Origin of the sequence: Puerhibacterium puerhi (assembly GCF_009846865.1) — a bacterium.
Taxonomy (GTDB): domain Bacteria; phylum Actinomycetota; class Actinomycetes; order Actinomycetales; family Cellulomonadaceae; genus Puerhibacterium; species Puerhibacterium puerhi.
On sequence record NZ_WUWN01000004.1, the window covers coordinates 143,495 to 164,222 of the forward strand.

At 75.1% G+C, this 20,728-nt stretch carries 16 protein-coding genes; 9 read left to right on the top strand and 7 right to left on the bottom strand.

What is annotated here, in order from left to right; genetic code table 11:
- The first annotated feature begins 44 nt into the window (after positions 1–44).
- The 3 genes from GSF02_RS04350 (at position 45) to GSF02_RS04360 (ending at position 4,336) form a co-directional block, all read left to right on the top strand.
- Entirely contained in the window at positions 45–1,391 is a 1,347-nt protein-coding gene (locus GSF02_RS04350) for an MATE family efflux transporter (protein WP_159793094.1), read from the top strand.
- A 120-nt stretch (positions 1,392–1,511) separates the two neighbouring features.
- On the top strand, positions 1,512–2,600 hold the full coding sequence (locus GSF02_RS04355) for a chitinase (protein WP_159793096.1): 1,089 nt from the start codon (positions 1,512–1,514) through the stop codon (positions 2,598–2,600).
- A gap of 101 nt (positions 2,601–2,701) precedes the next feature.
- Positions 2,702–4,336, top strand: a complete 1,635-nt coding sequence (locus tag GSF02_RS04360; RefSeq protein ID WP_159793098.1) for an MFS transporter — start codon at positions 2,702–2,704, stop codon at positions 4,334–4,336.
- A gap of 145 nt (positions 4,337–4,481) precedes the next feature.
- On the opposite strand, the gene rplI is transcribed toward GSF02_RS04360, so the two are convergent.
- From rplI to GSF02_RS04385, 5 genes are all read right to left on the bottom strand, one after another.
- Positions 4,482–4,931, bottom strand: coding sequence for a 50S ribosomal protein L9 (gene rplI / locus GSF02_RS04365; RefSeq protein ID WP_159793100.1), 450 nt, complete (start codon positions 4,929–4,931; stop codon positions 4,482–4,484).
- 21 nt (positions 4,932–4,952) lie between these two features.
- Positions 4,953–5,189 carry a 30S ribosomal protein S18 gene (gene rpsR / locus GSF02_RS04370; protein ID WP_013840065.1) on the bottom strand — a complete coding sequence of 79 codons (237 nt, stop codon included), beginning with the start codon at positions 5,187–5,189 and terminating at the stop codon, positions 4,953–4,955.
- A gap of 100 nt (positions 5,190–5,289) precedes the next feature.
- The gene (locus GSF02_RS04375; RefSeq protein ID WP_159793102.1) at positions 5,290–5,868 is read right to left on the bottom strand and encodes a single-stranded DNA-binding protein; all 579 of its coding nucleotides are present in this window, start codon (positions 5,866–5,868) and stop codon (positions 5,290–5,292) included.
- 102 nt (positions 5,869–5,970) lie between these two features.
- Positions 5,971–6,261, bottom strand: a complete 291-nt coding sequence (gene rpsF / locus GSF02_RS04380) for a 30S ribosomal protein S6 (protein ID WP_159793104.1) — start codon at positions 6,259–6,261, stop codon at positions 5,971–5,973.
- 291 nt (positions 6,262–6,552) lie between these two features.
- A complete protein-coding gene (locus GSF02_RS04385; RefSeq protein WP_159793106.1) occupies positions 6,553–9,000 on the bottom strand; it encodes a penicillin-binding protein in 2,448 nt (815 codons plus the stop codon).
- Positions 9,001–9,350: 350 nt separating this feature from the next.
- On the opposite strand from GSF02_RS04385, the gene GSF02_RS04390 reads away from it, so the two are divergent.
- The 4 genes from GSF02_RS04390 (at position 9,351) to GSF02_RS04405 (ending at position 14,469) form a co-directional block, all read left to right on the top strand.
- A complete protein-coding gene (locus tag GSF02_RS04390) occupies positions 9,351–10,004 on the top strand; it encodes a PadR family transcriptional regulator (RefSeq protein WP_159793108.1) in 654 nt (217 codons plus the stop codon).
- The gene (locus tag GSF02_RS04395; protein ID WP_159793110.1) at positions 10,001–11,092 is read left to right on the top strand and encodes an inositol-3-phosphate synthase; all 1,092 of its coding nucleotides are present in this window, start codon (positions 10,001–10,003) and stop codon (positions 11,090–11,092) included. Before GSF02_RS04390 ends, GSF02_RS04395 begins: the two co-directional genes overlap by 4 nt.
- 282 nt (positions 11,093–11,374) lie before the next feature.
- Positions 11,375–12,685: an MFS transporter gene (locus GSF02_RS04400; protein WP_159793112.1), complete on the top strand. Its 1,311-nt coding sequence runs from the start codon at positions 11,375–11,377 to the stop codon at positions 12,683–12,685.
- 257 nt (positions 12,686–12,942) lie between these two features.
- The gene (locus GSF02_RS04405) at positions 12,943–14,469 is read left to right on the top strand and encodes an MDR family MFS transporter (protein WP_159793114.1); all 1,527 of its coding nucleotides are present in this window, start codon (positions 12,943–12,945) and stop codon (positions 14,467–14,469) included.
- 140 nt (positions 14,470–14,609) lie between these two features.
- Here the strand turns inward: GSF02_RS04405 and GSF02_RS04410 are convergent, their stop codons facing one another.
- Entirely contained in the window at positions 14,610–15,611 is a 1,002-nt protein-coding gene (locus GSF02_RS04410; protein WP_159793116.1) for a type IV toxin-antitoxin system AbiEi family antitoxin domain-containing protein, read from the bottom strand.
- A 163-nt stretch (positions 15,612–15,774) separates the two neighbouring features.
- On the bottom strand, positions 15,775–17,247 hold the full coding sequence (locus GSF02_RS04415; RefSeq protein WP_159793118.1) for a CCA tRNA nucleotidyltransferase: 1,473 nt from the start codon (positions 17,245–17,247) through the stop codon (positions 15,775–15,777).
- Between the two features lie 476 nt (positions 17,248–17,723).
- Here GSF02_RS04415 and GSF02_RS04420 point away from each other — a divergent pair, with 476 nt between their 5' ends.
- Together GSF02_RS04420 and GSF02_RS04425 are read left to right on the top strand one after the other, a co-directional pair.
- Positions 17,724–18,350, top strand: a complete 627-nt coding sequence (locus GSF02_RS04420) for an NUDIX hydrolase (protein ID WP_159793120.1) — start codon at positions 17,724–17,726, stop codon at positions 18,348–18,350.
- A 4-nt stretch (positions 18,351–18,354) separates the two neighbouring features.
- Entirely contained in the window at positions 18,355–20,655 is a 2,301-nt protein-coding gene (locus GSF02_RS04425; protein WP_159793122.1) for a DUF6049 family protein, read from the top strand.
- Positions 20,656–20,728: the final 73 nt, after the last annotated feature.

Genomic DNA, 20,728 nt, shown 5'->3' on the forward strand with positions numbered 1-20,728 from the left:
CTGACCTGCGACGACGTTGCCCTCAGCCTGTGGAGGAAAAGAAGTTGGGTGAGTTGCGCCGCACCGACCGGGGCGGGCCCCGATCCATCGACCGGGAGATCCTCGCGCTCGCGCTGCCGGCGCTCGGCGCCCTCGTGGCCGAGCCGCTGTTCGTGCTGGTCGACTCGGCGGTCGTCGGGCACCTCGGCACCGCCGAGCTCGCCGGCCTGTCGCTGGCGTCCACGCTGCTCGTGACCCTCGTGGGCCTGTGCGTCTTCCTCGCCTACGCCACCACGGCGTCGGTCGCCCGGCTCACCGGCGCCGGCCGCACGCGCGAGGCGCTGCAGTCCGGCGTCGACGGCATGTGGCTCGCCCTGGGCCTCGGCGTCCTGCTCGCCGCCGTGCTGTTCGCCGTCGCGCCGTGGGCGGTCGGCGCCATGGGCGGCGACGGCGAGGTCGCCGCCCACGCCGTGACCTACCTGCGCTGGTCGCTGCCGGGCCTGCCCGGCATGCTGCTCGTGCTCGCCACCACCGGTGTGCTGCGCGGCCTGCGCGACACCCGCACCCCGCTGGTCGTCGCCTCCACCGGCGCGGTGGCCAACGCCGTGCTCAGCGTGGCCCTCGTCTACGGCGCCGGCATGGGCATCGCGGGCTCCGGCTTCGGCACCGCGATCGCGCAGGTCGGCATGGCCGTGTGGCTCACGGTCGTCGTGGTGCGCGGCGCCCGCCGCCACGGCACGTCGCTGCGCCCCGCCGCCGGCGGCATCTGGTCCAACGCCCGCGCCGGCGCCCCGCTGCTCGTCCGCACGGCGACGCTGCGCCTGGCGATCCTGCTCACCGTCTACGTGGCCACCTCGCTCGGTGCCGTGACGCTCGCCGGCCACCAGGTGGTCAACAGCCTGTGGGGGCTGGCCGCGTTCGCCCTGGACGCCCTGGCGATCGCGGGCCAGGCGCTGGTCGGCCACGCGCTCGGGGCGGCGGACACCGCCCGCGTGCGCGCCCTGCTGCGCCGCTCGCTGCAGTGGGGCGTGGGGGCCGGCGCGGTGGTCGGCGTCGTCTTCGCCGCGGCCGGCTGGTGGATCGCGCCGCTGTTCACGCCTGACGCCGACGTGCGCGTCGCCGTCGCCGTCGGCCTCGTGGTCACGGGGCTGCTGATGCCGATGGCCGGGTACGTGTTCGTGCTCGACGGCGTGCTCATCGGCGCCGGCGACGGCCGCTACCTCGCGTGGGCCGGCGTGGTCACCGTCGTCGTGTACGCGCCGTTCGCCCTGGCCGTGCGGGCGTGGGCGCCCGACGGGCCGGCCGGCCTGGCGTGGCTGTGGGCGGCGTTCGCGGGCGTGTTCATGCTGGCCCGCGCGCTGACCACCGGGCTGCGCGCCCGCGGCGACCGCTGGATGGTCACCGGCGCCTGAGCGGCCGTGCGCCCGGCTGGGCCGACGGCGGCGCCGTCGGCCCCCGCGTATCGTCGGCCTCACGCGGTCTTCCCGTCCACCGACCCGGGGCGGGCTTCCCGGACAGCGAGGGGTCAGTCCGTGCCCGAGAGATCCGACGGTCGCCGCTCCGCCCGCCTCCGGCTCGGGGCGGTCGTCCTGCTGTGCGCCGTCGTGGCCGGCGTCGGCGCGTCCTGGTACCTCTCGGCCCGCGACGCCGGGCAGCCCGAGGCGCCGGGCGACCCGTGGTTCGCCGGGTACGTCGACGTCACCGCGGCCCCGACGTACGCCTTCGAGGCGGCGTCCGACGGGGCGGGCCAGGACGTCGTGCTGTCGTTCGTCGTGGCGGCGGCCCCGGACCGCTGCGAGCCGAGCTGGGGATCGGCAGCCACGCTCGACGAGGCGGCCGGGTCGCTCGACCTGGACCGCCGCATCGCACGCCTTCGCGCCCAGGGCCACGACGCGGTCGTCTCGTTCGGCGGCCAGGCCGGCACCGAGCTGGGCGACGCCTGCGCCAGCGCGGGCGAGCTCGAGGACGCCTACGCGGCGGTCGTCGAGCGGTACGGGCTGACGACGGTCGACCTCGACCTGGAGGGCGACGCCCTCGGGGACGCCGCAGCGACGGCGCGCCGGGCCGAGGCGGTCGCCGCGCTCCAGTCGGCGCGGCGCGCGGCCGGCCAGGACCTCGCCGTCTGGCTCACCCTGCCCGTCGAGCCGGACGGCCTCACCCCGGAGGGCACCGCCGCGGTCGCGGCGTTCCTCGCCGCGGGGGTCGACCTCGCGGGCGTGAACGCCATGACGATGAACTTCGGCGCCGAGGGTGCGATGTCCGACCTCGCGCGCCGCGCGCTCGAGTCGCTGCACCGCCAGCTCGGCACGCTCTACGCCCAGGCCGACCCTCGGCACGGGCCCGCCGCGCTGTGGCGCAAGGTCGGCGCGACGCCGATGATCGGCCAGAACGACGTCGCCGGCGACGTCTTCGGCCTGTCCGACGCCCGCGCCCTCAACGCCTACGCGCGCGAGCGCGGCCTCGGCCGGATGTCGATGTGGTCGCTCAACCGCGACCGCGCCTGCAGCGGCGACGATGCCGCGACGTCCGCCGCCTCCGCCGCGTGCAGCGGCGTCGACCAGGGCGACGAGCGCTTCGCCTCGCTGCTGGCGGCCGGGTTCACCGGCCGCCCCGGTGGCTGATCGGCGCCGCGCTCTCACCCGTTGCGGATGATGCGCGCCGTCCACGGGCCGCGGTGTCGTGCTCGTGGGCCCCAGCGCCGCTGAGCCGACCGGAGGTGGCCATGGCCGACAGCCCCACCCGGACCGAGGCGTCCGCCGGGACCGGCACCGCGCCGGCGCGCCCGGCGCTCGTGCTGCTCGCCCTCATCGTGGTGGCGGCGGTGGCGAACCTGAACCTGTCGGTGGCGAACGTCGCCCTCCCGACGATCGGCCGGGCCTTCGACTCGTCCCAGACGGTCCTCAACCTGGTCGCCGTCGGCTTCTCCCTGGGGCTCGCCGCCTCGGTGCTCTACCTCAGCGCGGTGGGCGACCGGCACGGCCGCAAGCTGATGGTGGTCGTCGGCCTCCTGCTGTCGGTCCCGGCGAGCCTGCTGGCCGCGTACGCGCCCAGCGACGTCGTCCTGGTGGTCGCCCGGATCTTCGGGGGCGTGGCGGCCGGCATGGTCTACCCGACCACGCTGGCGCTCGTCACCGCCCTCTGGTCGGGCCCGGGGCGCACGCGCGCCATCGCGCTGTGGTCGGCGCTCGGCGGCGCGATCGCCGCGCTCGGCCCGATGGCGTCCGGCTTCCTCCTGGAGCGCTTCTGGTGGGGGTCGGTCTTCCTCCTCACCCTGCCGCTGGCCGTCGTCGCGCTGACCCTGGCCTGGTTCGTCCTGCCCGCGCACGTCCACGAGTCCACCGACGCCGTGGACAACCTCGGCGGGGTGCTGTCCGTGGTGCTCGTCGCGAGCCTGGTGCTGGCGATCGACTTCGCCCCGGTCCCCGGGCAGGGGGCGCTCGTCGCGGGGCTCGCCGTCGTGGCCCTGGCCGCCGTCGTCGCGTTCGTGCTGCGGCAGCGCCGCGCGCCCAACCCGCTGTACGACCTGGCGGTCGCGGGGCGCCGGATCTTCTGGGTGGCCGCCTGCGCCGGCATCATCGTCTTCGGGTCCCTCATGGGCGCGATGTTCGTCAGCCAGCAGTACCTGCAGAACGTGCTCGGCTACAGCACCCTCGGGGCCGGGACCGCGTTCCTGCCGGCCATCGTGCTCATGGTCCTGGTCGCGCCGCGCTCCGCGCGGCTGGTGGAGGCCCGCGGCGCGCGCTTCACGCTCCTGGTCGGGTACGCCTTCCTGCTGGCAGCGTTCGCCTGGATGTTCTTCCTCTGGAGCGAGGGCAGCAGCTACTGGCAGGTCGCCGTGGCCTACGTCCTCGTCGGCACCGGCGTCGGCTTCGCCGGCACGCCGGCGTCGCACTCCCTGACCGGAGCCGTCCCGGTCGACCGCGCCGGGATGGCGTCCGGCACCGCCGACCTGCAGCGCGACCTCGGCGGCGCGATCATGCAGTCGGTCTTCGGCGCGCTGCTCACGGCCGGGTACGCCAGCGCCTTCGGCGCGACGATCGCGAGCAGCGCCGAGGGCGGGACCGTCTCCGCCGCGGTGCGGTCGACGCTCACCAAGTCCTTCTCGAGCGCGCAGCAGGCGGCCGAGCAGTACCCGGCGTACGCCGCCCAGATCACCCAGGCGGCGAAGCAGTCGTTCCTGCAGGGGGACGACTGGGCGTACGCCGCCGGCGCGGTCGCGGTCCTCCTCGGGGCGGTGCTCGTCGCGGTCGCGTTCCCCCGGCGCTGGCGCGAGGACGAGCTGCTGGCGGCCTACCAGGCCGCCGACGACCGCGCGGGCGCGCCGCGGTCGCCCTCCCGGGGTGCGCCGGCGGACTGAGGCGCACCCTCGAGGCGCACCGTCGATCCGCACGGCCCGGACGCACAGCCCGGACGCACGAGGGCCCCGGCTCCCTCGCGGGGAGCCGGGGCCCTCGGTGTCGATCAGCCGGTCATCGACCGACGTCGGGCGTGCCGACGTCAGCTCAGGCGGCGACGACCTTGACGTCGATCTTCGCCGACACCTCGGGGTGCAGGCGGACCGAGACGGTGTACGCGCCGGTCGACTTGATCGGCTGGCCGATCTCGATCTTGCGCTTGTCGACGGACGGGCCGCCGGCCTCGGTCACCGCGGTGGCGATGTCACCGGTCGTCACGGCGCCGAACAGGCGGCCGGACTCGCCCGACTTCGCCTTGACGACGACGTTCGTCTGCGACAGCCGCTCAGCAGCGGCCTTCGCCTCGTCCAGCGTCGCGATCTCGCGGGCCTTGCGGGCCTTGCGGATGGCGGCGACCTGCGACTCGTAGCCCTTGGTCCACGGGGTCGCGAGGTTGCGGGGCAGGAGGTAGTTACGGGCGTACCCGTCCTTCACCTCGACGACGTCGCCGGGCTCGCCGAGACCGGTGACCTCGTGGGTCAGGATCAGCTTGGCCATGGTGTCTGTGATCCTTTCCGGTCAGCGGGCCGAGGACGAGTACGGCAGCAGCGCCATCTCGCGGGCGTTCTTCACGGCACGGGCGATCTGGCGCTGCTCCTGGACGGAGACGCCGGTCACGCGACGCGCGCGGATCTTGCCGCGGTCGGAGATGAACTTGCGCAGCAGCGCGGTGTCCTTGTAGTCGACGGTCTCGATCTTGGCCGTCTTGAGCGGGTTCGCCTTCTTCTTGGGCTTGCGCACCACAGGCTTCGCCATGGTGTTGCTCCTTCTCAGGTGCTGTCCCGGCCGGACGCCGGGCCGCGGGAGCGGCCGGCGTCGTGCGGGACGTGATGGTCCGGGGTGAGGTGCCGGTCGATCAGAACGGGGGCTCGTCGCTGAACGCGCCGCCCGACGACGCGGGGCCGGCCGTGGCCCACGGGTCGTTCTGCTGACCGCCACCGGAGGAACCGAACCCTCCGCCCTGGCCGCCGCCGTAGCCACCGCCGCTGCCGCCGGAGGAGCCGAAGCCCCCCTGGCCGCCGCCGCCGTAGCTACCGCCGCCGCCACCGAAGCCACCGCCGCCGCCAGAGCGCTGCGTGCGGGTCACCTTCGCCGTGGCGTTCCTCAGCGACGGGCCCACCTCGTCGACCTGCAGCTCGACGACGGTGCGCTTCTCCCCCTCACGGGTCTCGTACGAGCGCTGCGTCAGACGGCCCTGCACGATCACGCGCATGCCCTTCGTCAGCGACTCGGCGACGTTCTCCGCGGCCTCCCGCCAGACCGAGCAGGACAGGAACAGCGACTCGCCGTCCTTCCACTCGTTGGTCTGGCGGTCGAAGGTGCGCGGCGTGGACGCGATGCGGAAGTTGGCGACCGCGGCGCCCGAGGGCGTGAACCGCAGCTCCGGGTCCGCAACCAGGTTTCCGACCACCGTGATGACGGTCTCACCAGCCATGCCTAGCTCCTTCGTTCGTCCGGGACACGCTTGGGGGAAATCCCATCACGCGGCGCCCACAGGGCCCGGCGTGGCGGGGAAGGGAGAGAGTCCGGCTCGGTCTCAGCGAGCGTCCGCGCGCAGGATCTTGGTCCGCAGCACGGCCTCGTTGAGGCCCAGCTGGCGGTCGAGCTCCTTCGCGGTCTCCACGGAGGACGTGAAGTCGACGACGGCGTAGATGCCCTCGGACTTCTTCTTGATGTCGTACGCCATGCGGCGACGGCCCCAGATGTCCACCTTGTCGACGCTGCCGCCCTCGTTCGAGATCACCGAGAGGTACTTCTCGAGCGACGGGGCCACGGTGCGCTCCTCGACCTCCGGGTCCAGGATCACCATCAGCTCGTACTGACGCATGAGTCAACCCACCTCCTCTGGTCTGTGCGGTCACGGTCCGTCCGTGACAGGAGGGTTCAACGCGTCGTCGTGCCCCTGCCCCGGGACGGGACGTGGGCACAGACAGTTGACCAGGATACCGCCGCGCGGCGGCTCCCGTGAAATCGCGCTCGAGATCGCCGCTGGGGTCGCCGCTGGGGTCGCCGCTGGGGTCGCCGCTGGGGTCGCCGCCGAGATCCCCGCAGGTGCGGCAGCGCCCCCGCCCGGGCGTCCCGGGCGGGGGCACGACGGTCCCGCGGACCGAAGGGGGCGTCAGCCCAGGGGCCAGCCCTCGGCGCGGTTGTCCGTGCCGCCGCCACCGCCGTCCTCGCCGCCGCCCTGGCCGCCGCCCTGGCCACCGCCCTGACCGGTGCCCTGGCCGCCGCCGGGCTCCTCGGTCTCGGTGGGCGTCGGGGACGGCGTGGGCGTGGGCGTCGGCGTCGGCTCCGGCTGCGCGGGCCCGGACGAGACGATCAGCGCGATCGTCGACCCCTTGGGCACCTGCTGCCCGGCCGAGCCGACCTGGACGACCGTGCCCTTCGGCTGGTCGGAGGGCTGCTCCTGCATCGCCACCTGCAGGCCGAGGTTCGACAGCGCACGCTGGGCGGGGCCCACCTGCTGGCCGACGAGGTTGCCGGGCACGGTCACGAACTCCTGCTCCGGCGTCTCGGACGGCGTCGGGCTCGGCGACGGCGAGGCCGTCTCGGTGGGCGTCGGCCGCGCCGTCGGCGTCGCGCGGGGCGGCGTGTAGGGCGGGAAGTCCTCCACCGGCACGCCGTCGAGCGCCACCTTCATGTAGTCGGTCCACGCCCGCACCGGCCACGAGGAACCGGTGATCTCGCTGTACGGACCGAACGGGTCGATCGTGACCGTGGTCGCCTTGCCGTCGACGTCCTGCACCTGGTGCAGGCCGACGACGGTGGCCAGCTGGGGCGTGAACCCGGCGAACCAGGCCGACATGTTGTCGTTCGACGTGCCGGTCTTGCCGGCGATCGGGCGCCACTCGCCGTTCGGTCCGCGCACCTCCTGCGCGACCTTGCCCGAGCCGTCCTCGACCACCTTGGTCATCGCGTACGTGGCCGCGGCCATGACGTCGGGGTCGACGACCTCGGTCTGCTTCGTCGGCCCGGCGTAGACCGGCTTGTCGTCGAGCGTGGTCACCGACGCGACGAGGTGCGGGGTCGTGCGCTGGCCCTGCGCGGCGATCGTCGAGTACGCGGCGGCGAGGTCCACGGGTCGCACCGAGGCGGTGCCGAGCACGTTCGACGCGACCGCGTCCAGGTCCTGCGTGTCCTTGGGGATGCCGAGGTCCACCGCCGTCTCGACCGTCTTCTCCGGCCCGATCTCGAGGTTGAGCGCGGCGTACACGGTGTTCACCGAGTGCGCCGTGGCCGTGACGAGGTTGATCCGGCCGTAGTTCGTGCCGCCGAAGTTCCGCAGGCCGTACTCGGTGTTCTCCCAGCCGGGCAGGCGCAGGCCGCTGTTGCCGTTGAACCGCTCGGTGAGCTTGTGCCCGTCGCGCAGCGCGGCGACGAGGGTGAACGGCTTGAAGGTCGAGCCGGCCTGGAAGTGGTCCTGCGTGGCGGTGTTGAACTGCTGCTTGACGTAGTCGGCCCCGCCGTACAGCGCGCGGATCTCGCCGGTCTTCGGGTCGATCGAGACGATCGCCGCGCGCAGGTCCGGGCTCGCGGGCCTGTCGTACTGCCACAGCCCCGCCGCGGTGTCCGCCGCCGCCTGCTGCAGCTTCGGGTCGATCGTCGTCGTGATCTTGTAGCCGCCGGTGTAGAGCTGGTCCTCGGTGAACTGCCCGGTGCGGACGAGCTCCTTCTTCACCTCCTCGAGGAGGTAGCCGACCTGCCCGCCCTTGGTGTTGGTGGCCGCCGGCTTGGGCTTGACCTCCGGGAACTGCGCCTGCTGCTTCTCGGCGTCGGTGATGTACCCGGACGCGGCCATGCGGTCGATCGAGCGCTGCCAGCGGGCCTGGGCCTGCTCGGGGTTGACCGCCGGGTCCCAGTTGCTGGGCGACGGGATGATGCCCGCCAGCATGGCGGCCTCGGAGTAGCTGAGGTCCTTGGCGGACTTGCCGAAGTACGCCTGGGACGCCGCCTCGACGCCGTAGGCGCCGCGGCCCCAGTAGATGGTGTTGAGGTAGTTCTCGAGCACCTGCTCCTTGGGCTGGGAGCGGGCGACCTTCAGCGCGATGATCGCCTCCTTCGCCTTGCCGACGTAGGAGGTGGTGGTGTCCGTGTAGTAGCGCTCGACGTACTGCTGCGTCAGCGTCGAGGCGCCCTGGCGCGACCCGCCCTTGAGGTTGTTCCACGCCGAGCGCACGATGCCCTTGGGGTCGACGCCGATGTTGGTCCAGAAGGTCTGGTCCTCCGACGCGACGACGGCGTCGCCGACGTACTCCGGCAGGTCCTCGTAGTTGACGATGACGCGCTTCTGCAGCGCGAACGTGCCCATCTCGGAGCCGTCCGCCCAGTACACCGAGGTGGCCTGGTCGTTCACCGACTCGAGGTTCGGGGGGATCTGCACCGTGGCCCAGGCCATCGCGAACGCGCCGACGCCGAGGGCCACGACGGCGAGGACCGCGCCGAGGACGATCCGCCACGAGGGCAGCCAGCGCCGCACCGGGCCCTTGTTCGGGCGCGGGTAGTTCCAGAACCGGCGTCGTCGGGCCGGCTGCCGCGCCGGCCGCGCAGGTTTCCGCGTGCTCGCCACGTCCTGCCTTCCTCCTGGGGGGTCGTCCGCCCGAGGCGCCGGCGCTCGCGACCGCCGGGGATCCGGCACGTCGCGGCGGCCCGGGCGCACGGGGCCAGTCAAGAACACTAGGGGATGCCTCTCCCGCAGGCCCTGCGGGGCCGCGCGTCGTGGGCGCATTCGCGCGGCCTCTCCCCCCAGGAGCCCCTGCCGCTCCCCGGAACCTTCACAAACCGGGCGTCGCTGATTGCGCGGCGGGGTGCGCAGGGCTAAGTTCTGGTGATCGCGATGTATCGACTCGATACGTCGACACGACATCGACACGACAGCCGGCGCCCGGGGCGCCGGAGGACGCCGGGAGGAGGACCGCCGTGCGCAGTCGTTCCGACCTGCTGGAGACCGCCGTCCTGGGCGTCCTCAGCTCCTCCCCGCTGCACGGCTACGAGCTGCGCAAGCGGCTGTCCCTGCTGCTGGGCCGGTTCCGGGCGTTCTCCTACGGCACGCTGTACCCGGCGCTCAAGTCGCTGCAGGCGCGCGGCCTCATCGCCGCCGCCGAGCCGGCGGCGGGCGGCCCGACCGCACGGGGCGGCAAGGCGCGCGCCGCGCGCCGCGCCGGGTCCGACGCCGCGGCGCCCCCTGGCCGGGTGACCGGGCGCCGGGGCCGCATCGTGTACGAGCTCACGGCCGAGGGCAAGGAGCACCTCCAGTCCGTGCTCGCCTCCTCGGGCCCCGCGGCCTGGGAGGACGAGAGCTTCGACGTCCGGTTCGCGCTGTTCGCGCAGACCGACGCCGACACCCGCCTGCGCATCCTGGAGGGCCGGCGCACCCGGCTCACCGAACGGCTGGAGGCGGTCCGCGAGTCCGCGGCGCGCACGTTCGAGCGGCTCGACGAGTACACGCTCGAGCTGCAGCGCCACGGGCTCGAGCAGGTCGAGCGCGAGGTGCGCTGGCTCGACGGCCTCATCACCACCGAGAGGGACCGCGCCGCCCGGCGCGGGCCCCACAACGAGAAGGAGCGAGGATGACCTCCATCCGCGTCGCCATCGTCGGCGTTGGCAACTGTGCATCGTCCCTGGTCCAGGGCGTGCACTACTACCGTGACGCCGACCCGGCCAGCACGGTTCCGGGTCTCATGCACGTGCAGTTCGGCGACTACCACGTGCGGGACCTCGAGTTCGTGGCGGCGTTCGACGTCGACGCGAAGAAGGTCGGTTTCGACCTCGCCGAGGCGATCTACGCCTCCGAGAACAACACCATCAAGATCGCCGACGTCCCGCCGACCGGCGTGACCGTCCAGCGCGGCCCGACCATGGACGGCCTCGGCTCGTACTACCAGGCCACCATCGAGGAGTCGCCGGCCGAGCCGGTCGACGTCGTCCAGGCGCTCAAGGACGCCCAGGTCGACGTGCTCGTGTCCTACCTGCCGGTGGGTTCGGAGGAGGCCGACAAGTTCTACGCGCAGTGCGCCATCGACGCGGGCGTGGCCTTCGTCAACGCGCTGCCGGTCTTCATCGCCTCCGACCCGGAGTGGGCGAAGAAGTTCGAGGACGCCGGCGTGCCGATCGTCGGCGACGACATCAAGTCGCAGGTGGGCGCGACGATCACGCACCGCGTGCTCGCCAAGCTGTTCGAGGACCGCGGCGTCATCCTCGACCGCACCTACCAGCTCAACGTCGGCGGCAACATGGACTTCAAGAACATGCTGCAGCGCGACCGCCTGGAGTCGAAGAAGGTCTCCAAGACCCAGGCCGTGACGTCCAACCTCACCGGCCCGCTCGCCGGCAAGAAGGACGACCGCAACGTCCACATCGGCCCGTCGGACTACGTCGCCTGGCTGGACGACCGCAAGTGGGCCTACGTGCGCCTCGAGGGCCGCGCCTTCGGCGAGGTGCCGCTGAACCTGGAGTACAAGCTCGAGGTGTGGGACTCCCCCAACTCGGCCGGCATCATCATCGACGCCGTCCGCGCCGCGAAGATCGCCAAGGACCGCGGCATCGGCGGCCCGATCCTGTCGGCGTCGACGTACTTCATGAAGTCCCCGCCGGTGCAGATGGAGGACCAGCAGGGCCGCGCCCAGCTGGAGGCCTTCATCCGCGGCGAGGTCGAGCGCTGACCTGGAGCGGAGCGCAGGGTGAGGGCCGAGGTACGAGGCACTCGCCCGCAGCGGAGCGCAAGGTCGGCGCGACCCTGAGCGGAGCGCGCTGACCTGGAGCGGAGCGCAGGGTGAGGGCCGAGGTACGAGGCACTCGCCCGCAGCGGAGCGCAAGGTCGGCGCGACCCTGAGCGGAGCGCGCTGACCTGGAGCGCAGCTGCTCCACCGCCACGACGGGCGGCCCGGTCCCCACGCGGGGACGGGGCCGCCCGTCGGCGTCTGCGGGCCCCGTAGGGTGAGCGCGTGGGTGTCATCTCCGAGCTGCGCGCGCTGCTGCGCCTGCCGGGCTTCCGGAAGCTCTTCGCCGTCCGTCTCGTCTCGCAGGCGGGCGACGGCATGTTCCAGGTCGGCCTCGCCTCGCTGCTCTTCTTCTCCCCCGAGTCACAGGGTTCCGCCCCCGCCATCGCCGGGGCGTTCGCCGTCATGCTGGCGCCGTTCACCGTCGTCGGGCCGTTCGCCGGCGTGTTCCTGGACCGCTGGCGGCGCCGGCAGGTGCTCGTGTGGGGCAACGCCGTGCGCGTCGTCGTCACGCTCGCGATGTCCGGCGCCATGGTCGCGCTCGGCGGCGGCAACCCGTGGGTGCCGGTGCTCGGGCTCGCGGCCCTGAGCGTCAACCGGTTCCTGCTGGCGGGCCTGTCGGCCGGCATGCCCCGCGTGGTCGACGGCCCGCTGCTGCTCACCGCCAACTCCCTGGCCCCGACGCTCGGGGCCGGCGCGGCGTTCGTGGGCGGCGGCATCGGGTTCGTGCTCGGCCTGGTGATCGCGCCGGGCCGCGTGCACGACGCCGCCGCGCTGGTGTGCGCGGCGGTCGTCTTCGCCGTCGCGTCGGCCCTGGCGCTGCGGCTCGCGCCGGACCAGCTCGGCCCGGAGCACCCCGCCCGCGGCGACCTGCGCGGCGAGCTCGCCGCCGTCGTGCGCAACCTCGCCTCCGGCGCGCGCTACCTCGCCGCCCGCCGCACCCCCGGCCAGGCGCTGCTGGTCATGGCGGCGCACCGGTTCCTGTACGGCGTCGTGTTCATCGCCTCGATCCTCATCTCGCGCAACCTGCTGTCCGCCCCGGGCGACACGTCGGCCGGCCTCGCGACGTTCGCCGTCGTCATCGGGCTCACCGGCGTGGGCGGTGCGGGCGCCGTGCTCATCACGCCGACGCTCTCGCGGTACACCGGCCCCCAGGTGTGGATCGCGCTCATGCTGCTGCTGGCCGCCGCGTCGCAGCTGCTGCTGTGCACGACGCCGGCGCGCCCGGTCGTCTTCGCCGGCGCGGCGCTGCTCGGCCTGGCCGCCCAGAGCACCAAGATCGCCGTCGACACGATCGTCCAGCGCGACACCCACGACGACTTCCGCGGCCGCGCCTTCGCCTTCTACGACGTGCTGTACAACGCGGCGTTCGTCGGCGCGGCGGCGCTGGCCGCGTTCGTGGTGCCCGACGCCGGCTGGTCCCGCGGGCTGTTCGGCGTCCTCGCCGTGCTGTACGTGCTGGTCGCCGCGCTGCTGTGGCTGCGCGGCGCGCGCGAGCCCCGCGAGGTCGAGCTGCCGCGGGTCACCGCCGGCTGACGCCGGAGGTCTCCGTCGCGCGTGACGCGTGGGCCCCGTCGAGCGTCCCGCCCCGTCGCGCTCCGGCGCGCCTTCCGCGACGGAGCGGGACGCCGGCCGCGACGGCACGGCGACCACGGCGACCACCGATGAGTCCGGCGCCGAAATCAGGTCGACCTGCCGCCGGGGAATATCGCAGGCTCGTGCGACGTCGTAGACATCGGTCGTGCGCAGCGTCGCCGCGGTCGCCCCACCACCTTCCAGAACCCGGAGGCCCCATGGACGCCGCAGCCGCACCGCCCACCGCCGCCACCGCCGAGCCGGCGGCCGAGCCTCGCACCACCGCACCCGCCCGCGCCGACCTGCCGGCCGGCGCGCCGCCGTCGGACAAGCTGCCCCGCGAGCACGTCACCGTCATCGCCCTGCTGCTCGTCGCGGCCTTCGTCGTCATCCTCAACGAGACGACGATGAGCGTCGCGCTGCCGCCGATCATGGCGGACCTCGGCGTCACCGCCGCCACCGGGCAGTGGCTCACCACGGTCTTCATGCTCACCATGGCCGTGGTCATCCCGACCACCGGGTTCCTGCTGCAGCGGATCGGCACGCGCGGGTCGTACCTGCTGGCGATGTCGCTGTTCACCGCCGGCACGCTGCTGGCCGCGCTCGCGCCGGGCTTCGGCGTGCTGGTCACCGCCCGCGTCGTGCAGGCCAGCGGCACCGCGATCATGATGCCGCTGCTCATGACCACCGTGATGAACATCGTGCCGCCGCACCACCGCGGCCGCGTCATGGGCAACGTCTCGCTCGTCATCGCCGCCGCCCCCGCCATGGGCCCGACGCTCTCGGGCGCCGTCCTGGAGCCGCTGGGCTGGCGCGGCGTGTTCGGCGTCGTCCTGCCGATCGCCGTGGTCGCGCTGGTGCTGGGCGCGCTCAAGGTGCGCGACGTCTCCGACCGCAGCCGCAAGCGGCTCGACCTGCTGTCCCTGCTGCTGTCCGCCGTCGGGTTCGGCGCGCTCATCTTCGGGCTGTCCGCGCTGGGCGAGGGCGGCGCGTCGCCGGTGCCGCCGGTCCTCCCGCTCGTCGTCGGCGCGGCATTCCTCGCGCTGTTCGCGTGGCGCCAGGTGGCGCTGCAGCGGGTCGACGACGCGCTGCTCGACCTGCGGGTGTTCGCCTCGCGCGGGTTCTCCACGGGCCTGGCCGCGATGGCGGTGAGCATGCTGGCGATGTTCGGCGCGCTGATCCTCCTGCCGCTGATCCTGCAGGACGCCATGGGCCTCGAGCCGCTGGCCACGGGCCTGCTCGTGCTGCCCGGCGGGCTGGCGATGGGCCTGCTCGGGCCCGTGGTCGGCAACCTCTACGACCGCGTCGGCCCGCGGCCCCTGGTGATCCCCGGCACGCTGCTGGTGATCGTCGCGATGGCGGGCATGGCCACCGTGCACGCGGACACCTCGTGGGCCTTCCTGCTCGCCGCGCACGTGGTGCTCAGCCTGGGCCTGAGCCTCGTGTTCACGCCCCTGTTCACCACCGCGCTGGGGTCGCTGACGCCGAGGTTCTACTCGCACGGGTCGGCCGCCATCGGCACCGTGCAGCAGCTCGCGGGCGCGGCCGGGACCGCCATGTTCGTGGCCCTGTTCAGCATCCGCTCGCAGGCGCTGGCGGCCGACGGCGTCGGCCCCGAGGAGGCGCTCACCGGCGGCGCGCGCCTGGCGTTCGTCGTCGGTGCGGCGGTGATGGTGCTGGCCCTGGTCGTGGGCACCACGCTGCGCAAGCCGGCGGAGGCCCCGGCGGGTCACGCGGCCCACTGAGGCCGCTCCCCGGGCCCGCCCCGGGGACCCAGCGCGGCGCGACCGCCGACGGCTAGGGAAGTGGGACGAAACTCGCGGGGTTTCGTCCCACTTCCCTAGCCGTCGAGGTCTCTCGTCGTCGAGCGGTCCGGCGCTGCGGCTCAGAGGGAGACCCGGCCGCGGGCCGCGGGACGGCCGGGTCCCCAGTCCTGGCCGCGCAGCACCGGTCGCACGGCCCGCGAGACCGCCCCGGACCACGCGTCCGCCCCGGTGAAGCGGAGGACGACGTGCCCCGCCGCGACGAGCGGGTTCTGCCGGGCCCGGTCGCGATAGAGGGCCTCGGCCGTCGAGTGCACGGCGGCACCGTCGACCTCCACCAGCAGCCAGCGGCCCCCGCCCAGGTGCCAGGCCAGGTCGCAGCGCGCCACGACTCTCCCGGCGCCGTCGACCAGCTCGAGCTGCAGCACGTCCGGCGCGACGCCCGCGTCGATGCAGTCGGCACGCGCCCACGACTCGGCCGGCGACTCGGCGCGGCCGTCGGCCTGCCGCCACCAGTCGTGCGTCCGGGCGACGCCGCGGCGCCCTCGAGCCAGCGCGTGGGCCCGCTCGAGCCCGGCGACCGTGATCAGCCGCTGGTGCAGGGCGCTGTCCAGCACCGCGAGCGCCGTCCGGCGGTCGAGCTCGGGCACCGCCTGGGCCAGCGCCGTCTCGATCGGGACGACGAGCCGCCCGCCGCGCAGGTGGAACCCGCGCGGGCTGGTGTACCGGCGCAGGACCACGCCGTCCTGGGCGCGCCGTTCCCGGCGGTCGCGCCGGGCCACCTCGACGGTCACCTGCGGCGGGAGGCCCTGGACCCCGTGCAGCACCAGGGCCGTCTGCCCGACGGCGACGACGTCGGACCCGTGCGTCAGCAACCCGAGCCACGCCGCACGACGACGCCGGTGCGCGTGGACGTCGCCTCCCCCGGCCAGGTCGTGGCGGCGCGCCTCGACCGGGACGGTGATCGTGTCGAAGACGCCGCGCGCCGCCCGGCGCAGGCGCCCGTCGGCCAGCGCCCGGGAGATCCTGCGGTCGTTGACGCCGGCTCCGCCGAGCTGGCGCCGGGTGATGAGTCCTTCCTGCTGACGCAGCAGGGCGACGACGTCGTCGGGCCACGGCTTCACGGGTCGCACGGGACCAGCGCACCAGAGAACGCGCTGCACCGCGGGCCGCCCTGTGGACAACCCGCCCCTGCGCCGCCGACGGCTAGGGAAGTGGGACGAAACCCCGCGAGTTTCGTCCCGTTTCCCTAGCCGTCGGCCGCACCCGCCCGGCGACCGGCGGTCGTCAGCCCTGGGAGGCCTCCTGGCGCTCCGCCCACCAGGCGCGCAGCTCCGCCTCGGCCCGCTCCTGCCCGAGCGGCCCGTGCTCCATGCGCAGCGCCAGCAGGTGCTTGTACGCCTGCCCCACCACCGGGCCCGGCCTGATGCCCAGCAGCGCCATGATCTGCGAGCCGTCCAGGTCGGGGCGGATCGCGTCGATCTCCTCCTGCGCCCGCAGCGCCTCGATCCGCTGCTCCAGGTCCGTGTACGCGTCCGACAGCCGCTTGGCCTTGCGCCGGTTGCGCGTCGTGGAGTCGGCGCGGGTGAGCCGGTGCAGCCGCTCGAGCAGCGGCCCGGCGTCGGTCACGTAGCGGCGCACCGCCGAGTCGGTCCACACGCCGTCGCCGTACCCGTGGAACCGCAGGTGCAGCTCCACCAGCCGGGCGACGTCCTTGACCACCTGCTTCTCGTACTTCAGCGCCTTGAGCCGCTTGGCCACGAGCTTGGCCCCGACCACCTCGTGGTGGTGGAAGCTCACGCCGCCGCCCGGCTCGAACCGCCGGGTGGCCGGCTTGCCGACGTCGTGCAGCAGCGACGCGAGCCGCAGCACGAGGTCGGGCGCCGGCACGGGCCCGTCCGGCCCGGTCTCCTGCGCGATCGCCTGCTCCAGCACCGTCAGGGAGTGCTGGTAGACGTCCTTGTGCCGGTGGTGCTCGTCGATCTCCAGCTGCAGCGCCGGCAGCTCGGGCAGCACGTGCTCGGCCAGGCCGGTGTCCACGAGCACCTCGAGGCCCGCCCGCGGCCGGTCGCTGAGCAGCAGCTTGGTCAGCTCGCCCTGCACCCGCTCGGCCGAGACGATCTCGATCCGCTGCGCCATCGCGACGACGGCCGCCAGCGTGCCCGGCTCGACGGCGAAGCCCAGCTGCCCGGCGAACCGCGCGGCGCGCATCATGCGCAGCGGGTCGTCGTCGAACGAGCGCTCCGGGGCGATCGGGGTGCGCAGCACGCCGCGGGCCAGGTCCGCCAGGCCGTCGAACGGGTCGACGAACGTGAGGTCCGGCACGCGCACGGCCATCGCGTTGACGGTGAAGTCGCGCCGCGACAGGTCGCCCTCGAGGGTGTCGCCGAACGCGACGACGGGCTTGCGCGACGCCGGGTCGTACTCGTCGGTGCGGTAGGTGGTCACCTCCACGACGACGTCGCCCGCGCCGTCGCGCGCGAACCGGCGCGCGCCGATGGTCCCGAACTCCTTGCCGATGTCCCAGTGGGCGTCGCCCCAGCGTGCGAGCAGCGCCTGGGTCTCGTCGGGCGTGGCCGACGTGGCGAAGTCGAGGTCGTTGCTGGCGCGGCCGAGGAAGGCGTCGCGCACCGGTCCGCCGACGAGCGCCAGTTCGTGCCCGGCGGCGCGGAACAGCTCGCCCAGCTCCAGAGCGGCCGGCGCCATCGTGGTCAGCACGCCGAGGGCGCGGCGCAACAGGTCCTGCTCAGGGGTCGACACGACCTCCGAGTCTCCCAGATCCGGGGGCGGGTCGCGTACTCGGTAGGGTTGTCCACATGTCTTCCCCGGCGCAGGCGAACGGAGGTCCTGGGCACACCGGGCGTCCCGCCCCCAGGCCTGCGCCGCGTCCGGGACCCCCGCGCGCCGCCGGCGCGCGGCCCGCGCCCGGGCCGTCGACGCAGGCCGACGGCGTCGCGGTCCCCGCGGTCGACGGCGTCTCCGACGGCGTCCCCGGCCGGTCGCCCGACCGCGTCCCGGGGCCCGTGCCCGACGGCGTCCCGCGGCCCGCGCCGGACGACGGCGGCACCGCACGCCCCGCGGCGCTCCCGTCCGACGGGCGCCCGAAGCCGGGGCCGCCCCGACCCGCGAGCGCGCGGCCGGGCGGCTCCACCCCGCCGCCCCGCACCGTCGCCCCCGGCACGGCCACCCCCGGCGCCACCCCCGGCTCCGCCCCTGGCACGGCCACCCCCGCGACCGTGCGCCCGGCCCGCCGCCCGTCGCACAGCGGCCGCCCCGTGCCGCCGGGCGGCAGCCCGCTGCGCGTCGACCCCTCCACCCTGCGGCCGGCCCCCGGCGCTCCCCCGGGCTCGGGCGGCCTCGGCCCGCTGCCGCCCACCACCCCGCCGCAGCAGCACCTGCCGGTCGTCGAGGAGACCTCCGCCGGCGGCGTCGTCGTGCGCGCCACGGCCGACGGGCCGCACGCGGCGGTCATCGTGCGCCGCAACCGCGCGGGCCGCCTCGAGTGGTGCCTGCCCAAGGGGCACCTCGAGGGCGTCGAGACGCCGCCCGAGGCCGCGGTGCGCGAGGTGCGCGAGGAGACCGGCATCGTGGGGCGCATCCGCACCACGCTCGGCATCATCGACTACTGGTTCAGCGGCGAGACGCGCCGCGTCCACAAGGTGGTGCACCACTACCTGCTGACGATGACCGGCGGCCACCTCACCGTGGAGGGCGACCCCGACGGCGAGGCCGAGGACGCCTTCTGGGTGCCGGTGGCCGAGCTGCCCCAGCGCCTGAGCTACCCGAACGAGCAGAAGCTCGCCGTCGTCGCCCAGCAGCTGCTCGCCCGCGACCCGGGCCTCGCGCACGGCGCCGGGGAGTGACGACGTGCCCCTGACCACCCCTGCGGGCCGCCGGCCCGGCCCCGCCCCGCGACGCCGTCGCGGCCTCGGGCGGCTGCTCGCCGCCGCGGCGCTCACCGTCGCCGCCGTCGCGCTGCCCGCGGTGGGCCCCGCGCTCGCCGGCGCGCCCGCCGCGGCCCCGACCCGCACCGCCACCCCCGTCACCACCCCCGTCACCACCGGCGCCACCACCGGCGCCACCACCGCGCACCCGGCCGGCGCCAGCGCCGCCGGCGCGGTCCCCGCCGGCTCCGCAGGCACGTCCGGTTCCTCCGCCGCCGCGGTCGCCGTGGACGACGAGGACGTCACGGTGACGCTGCAGTCCGTCTCCCCGCAGGTGGCAGGCCCGGGCGACACCGTGCGGGTCCGGGCCCGGGTCACCAACCCGACCGCCACGCCGCTGGAGGGCGCCACCGCCGAGCTCGGCGTCGGCTGGCGGCCCCTCGTCACCCGCAGCGCGCTGGCCACCTGGGCCGACGGCGACACCACCCGCCTCGCCACGGCGCAGGAGCGGCTCGACCTGCCGACCGTGCCGGCCGGCGGCCAGGTCGACGTCGACCTCGAGGTCGCCGTCGACGGCCTGGGCCTGGACGGCGCCGCGCGGGGCCCGCGCGAGATGTCCGTGGCGGTCCGGGACGCCGGCGCGGTGGTCGCCGCCGCCCGCACGTTCCTCGTCTGGGACCCGGCCCGCGGCACTGCCGACGACGGCGCCGGGAGCTCCGCGGCGGCCGCGGACGCGGGATCGGTGCGCCTCAGCCTGCTGGCCCCCGTCACCGGCCCGGCGGTCGACCCCGAGGACGGCTCGACGGTCGAGGACCTCGCCGCGCTGGTCGCGCCGGACGGGCGCCTGAGCCGCGAACTCGACGCCGTCGACGCCGCCGAGTCGGCGTCCGGCACGCGCGGCGCGCTGTCGCTCGCGGTCGACCCGGCGCTCGTGGCCGCGGCGAGCGGCTCGTCCGACGCCCCCGTCGCCGACTGGGCCGCCCGGGCCTCCGGGATGGGCGAGGCCACCGACGTGCACCCGCTGCCGGCGTACGACCCCGACCTGGCCGCGCTCGCCCACGCCGGCCTGTCCCCCGGGTCCCTCGCGTCCTTCGTCAGCACGCCGCTGCCCGGCGGCGGCGACGTGCCGGAGGACTGGGCCCAGCCGCTCGCGTGGCCGGGCGGCGACTCCGCCCCCGACCTCGAGACCCTGGGCGCCGCCCGCTCGGCGGGCCTCGACGTCGCCGTCGTCCCCGACGGCTACGAGGCGGTGCGCGGCACGGCGTCGGGCCTGGCGGCGATGCAGACGCCGGGCGGCCGCCTGCGCGCGATCGTCGCCGACGGCCCGCTGTCGGACGCCCTGACCGCGGGCACGGACACGGCCGACGGCACGCTGGCCGCCTCCCCCGCCACGACGACGCAGCGGCTGCTCGCCGAGACCGCCGTCGTGGCGAACCAGTACGACGACGAGGAGACCCCGCACGTCGTGGCCGTGCTGCCGCGCGGGTGGGACCCGGACCTGCAGGCGCTGCGCTCCGCGCTCGCCGCGCTGCGCGCCTCCGGCTGGGCCACGGTGGCGCCGCTCGGCGAGCTGCTCGCCGACCAGGCCCCGGCGGTCGACCGGGTCGCGCTGGACGACGACGAGCGGCAGGAGGGCGAGCTCGGGGCCGCCGCCGTCCAGCGCCTGGACGGCGCCCGGCAGGCCCTGGCCGACTTCGCGTCCGCGGCGGCGGACCCGTCCGAGCTCGCCGGGGCGCGCGGGGCGGTGGTCGCGCCGCTCGCCGTGGCGTACCGGTCCTCGGCCGACGACCGCGCGACGGCGGTCGACGCCGCGCTCGCCCGGGCCGACACCCAGCGCGCCGGGCTGTCGGTGGTGCACCGTTCCGACGTGACGCTCATCAGCGCCGCCGGGGACATCCCCGTGCTCGTGCGCAACGACCTGAGCACCGACGTCACCGTCAGCGTGGTGCTGCAGCCGGAGGACGGGCGCCTCACCGTCGACTCACGGCCGACGACGACGATCCCCGCGGGCGCGTCCGGCGAGGTCCGCGTGCCGGTCAGCGCGATCGGGTCCGGCGACGTCGACGTCGAGGTGCGCCTGCTCACGCCGGACGGCACCGTCGCCGCGGAGCCGTGGTCCTTCCAGATCCGCGTCCGGGCCGGCTGGGAGACCGTCGGCACCGCCGTGGTCGCCGGCGTCGTCGGGGTGCTCTTCGTCGCAGGCATCTGGCGTACCGTGCGGCGCGGCCGCAGCCCGCGCCGCACCACCGGCGAGCACGTGCCCACCCCGGACGCGGCCGCCTGAGCGGCGCCGACCCCGCGTCTCCCGAGAGGCAGGAATGACCGACAGGAGCACCCCGCGCACCCCCGGTGAGCGT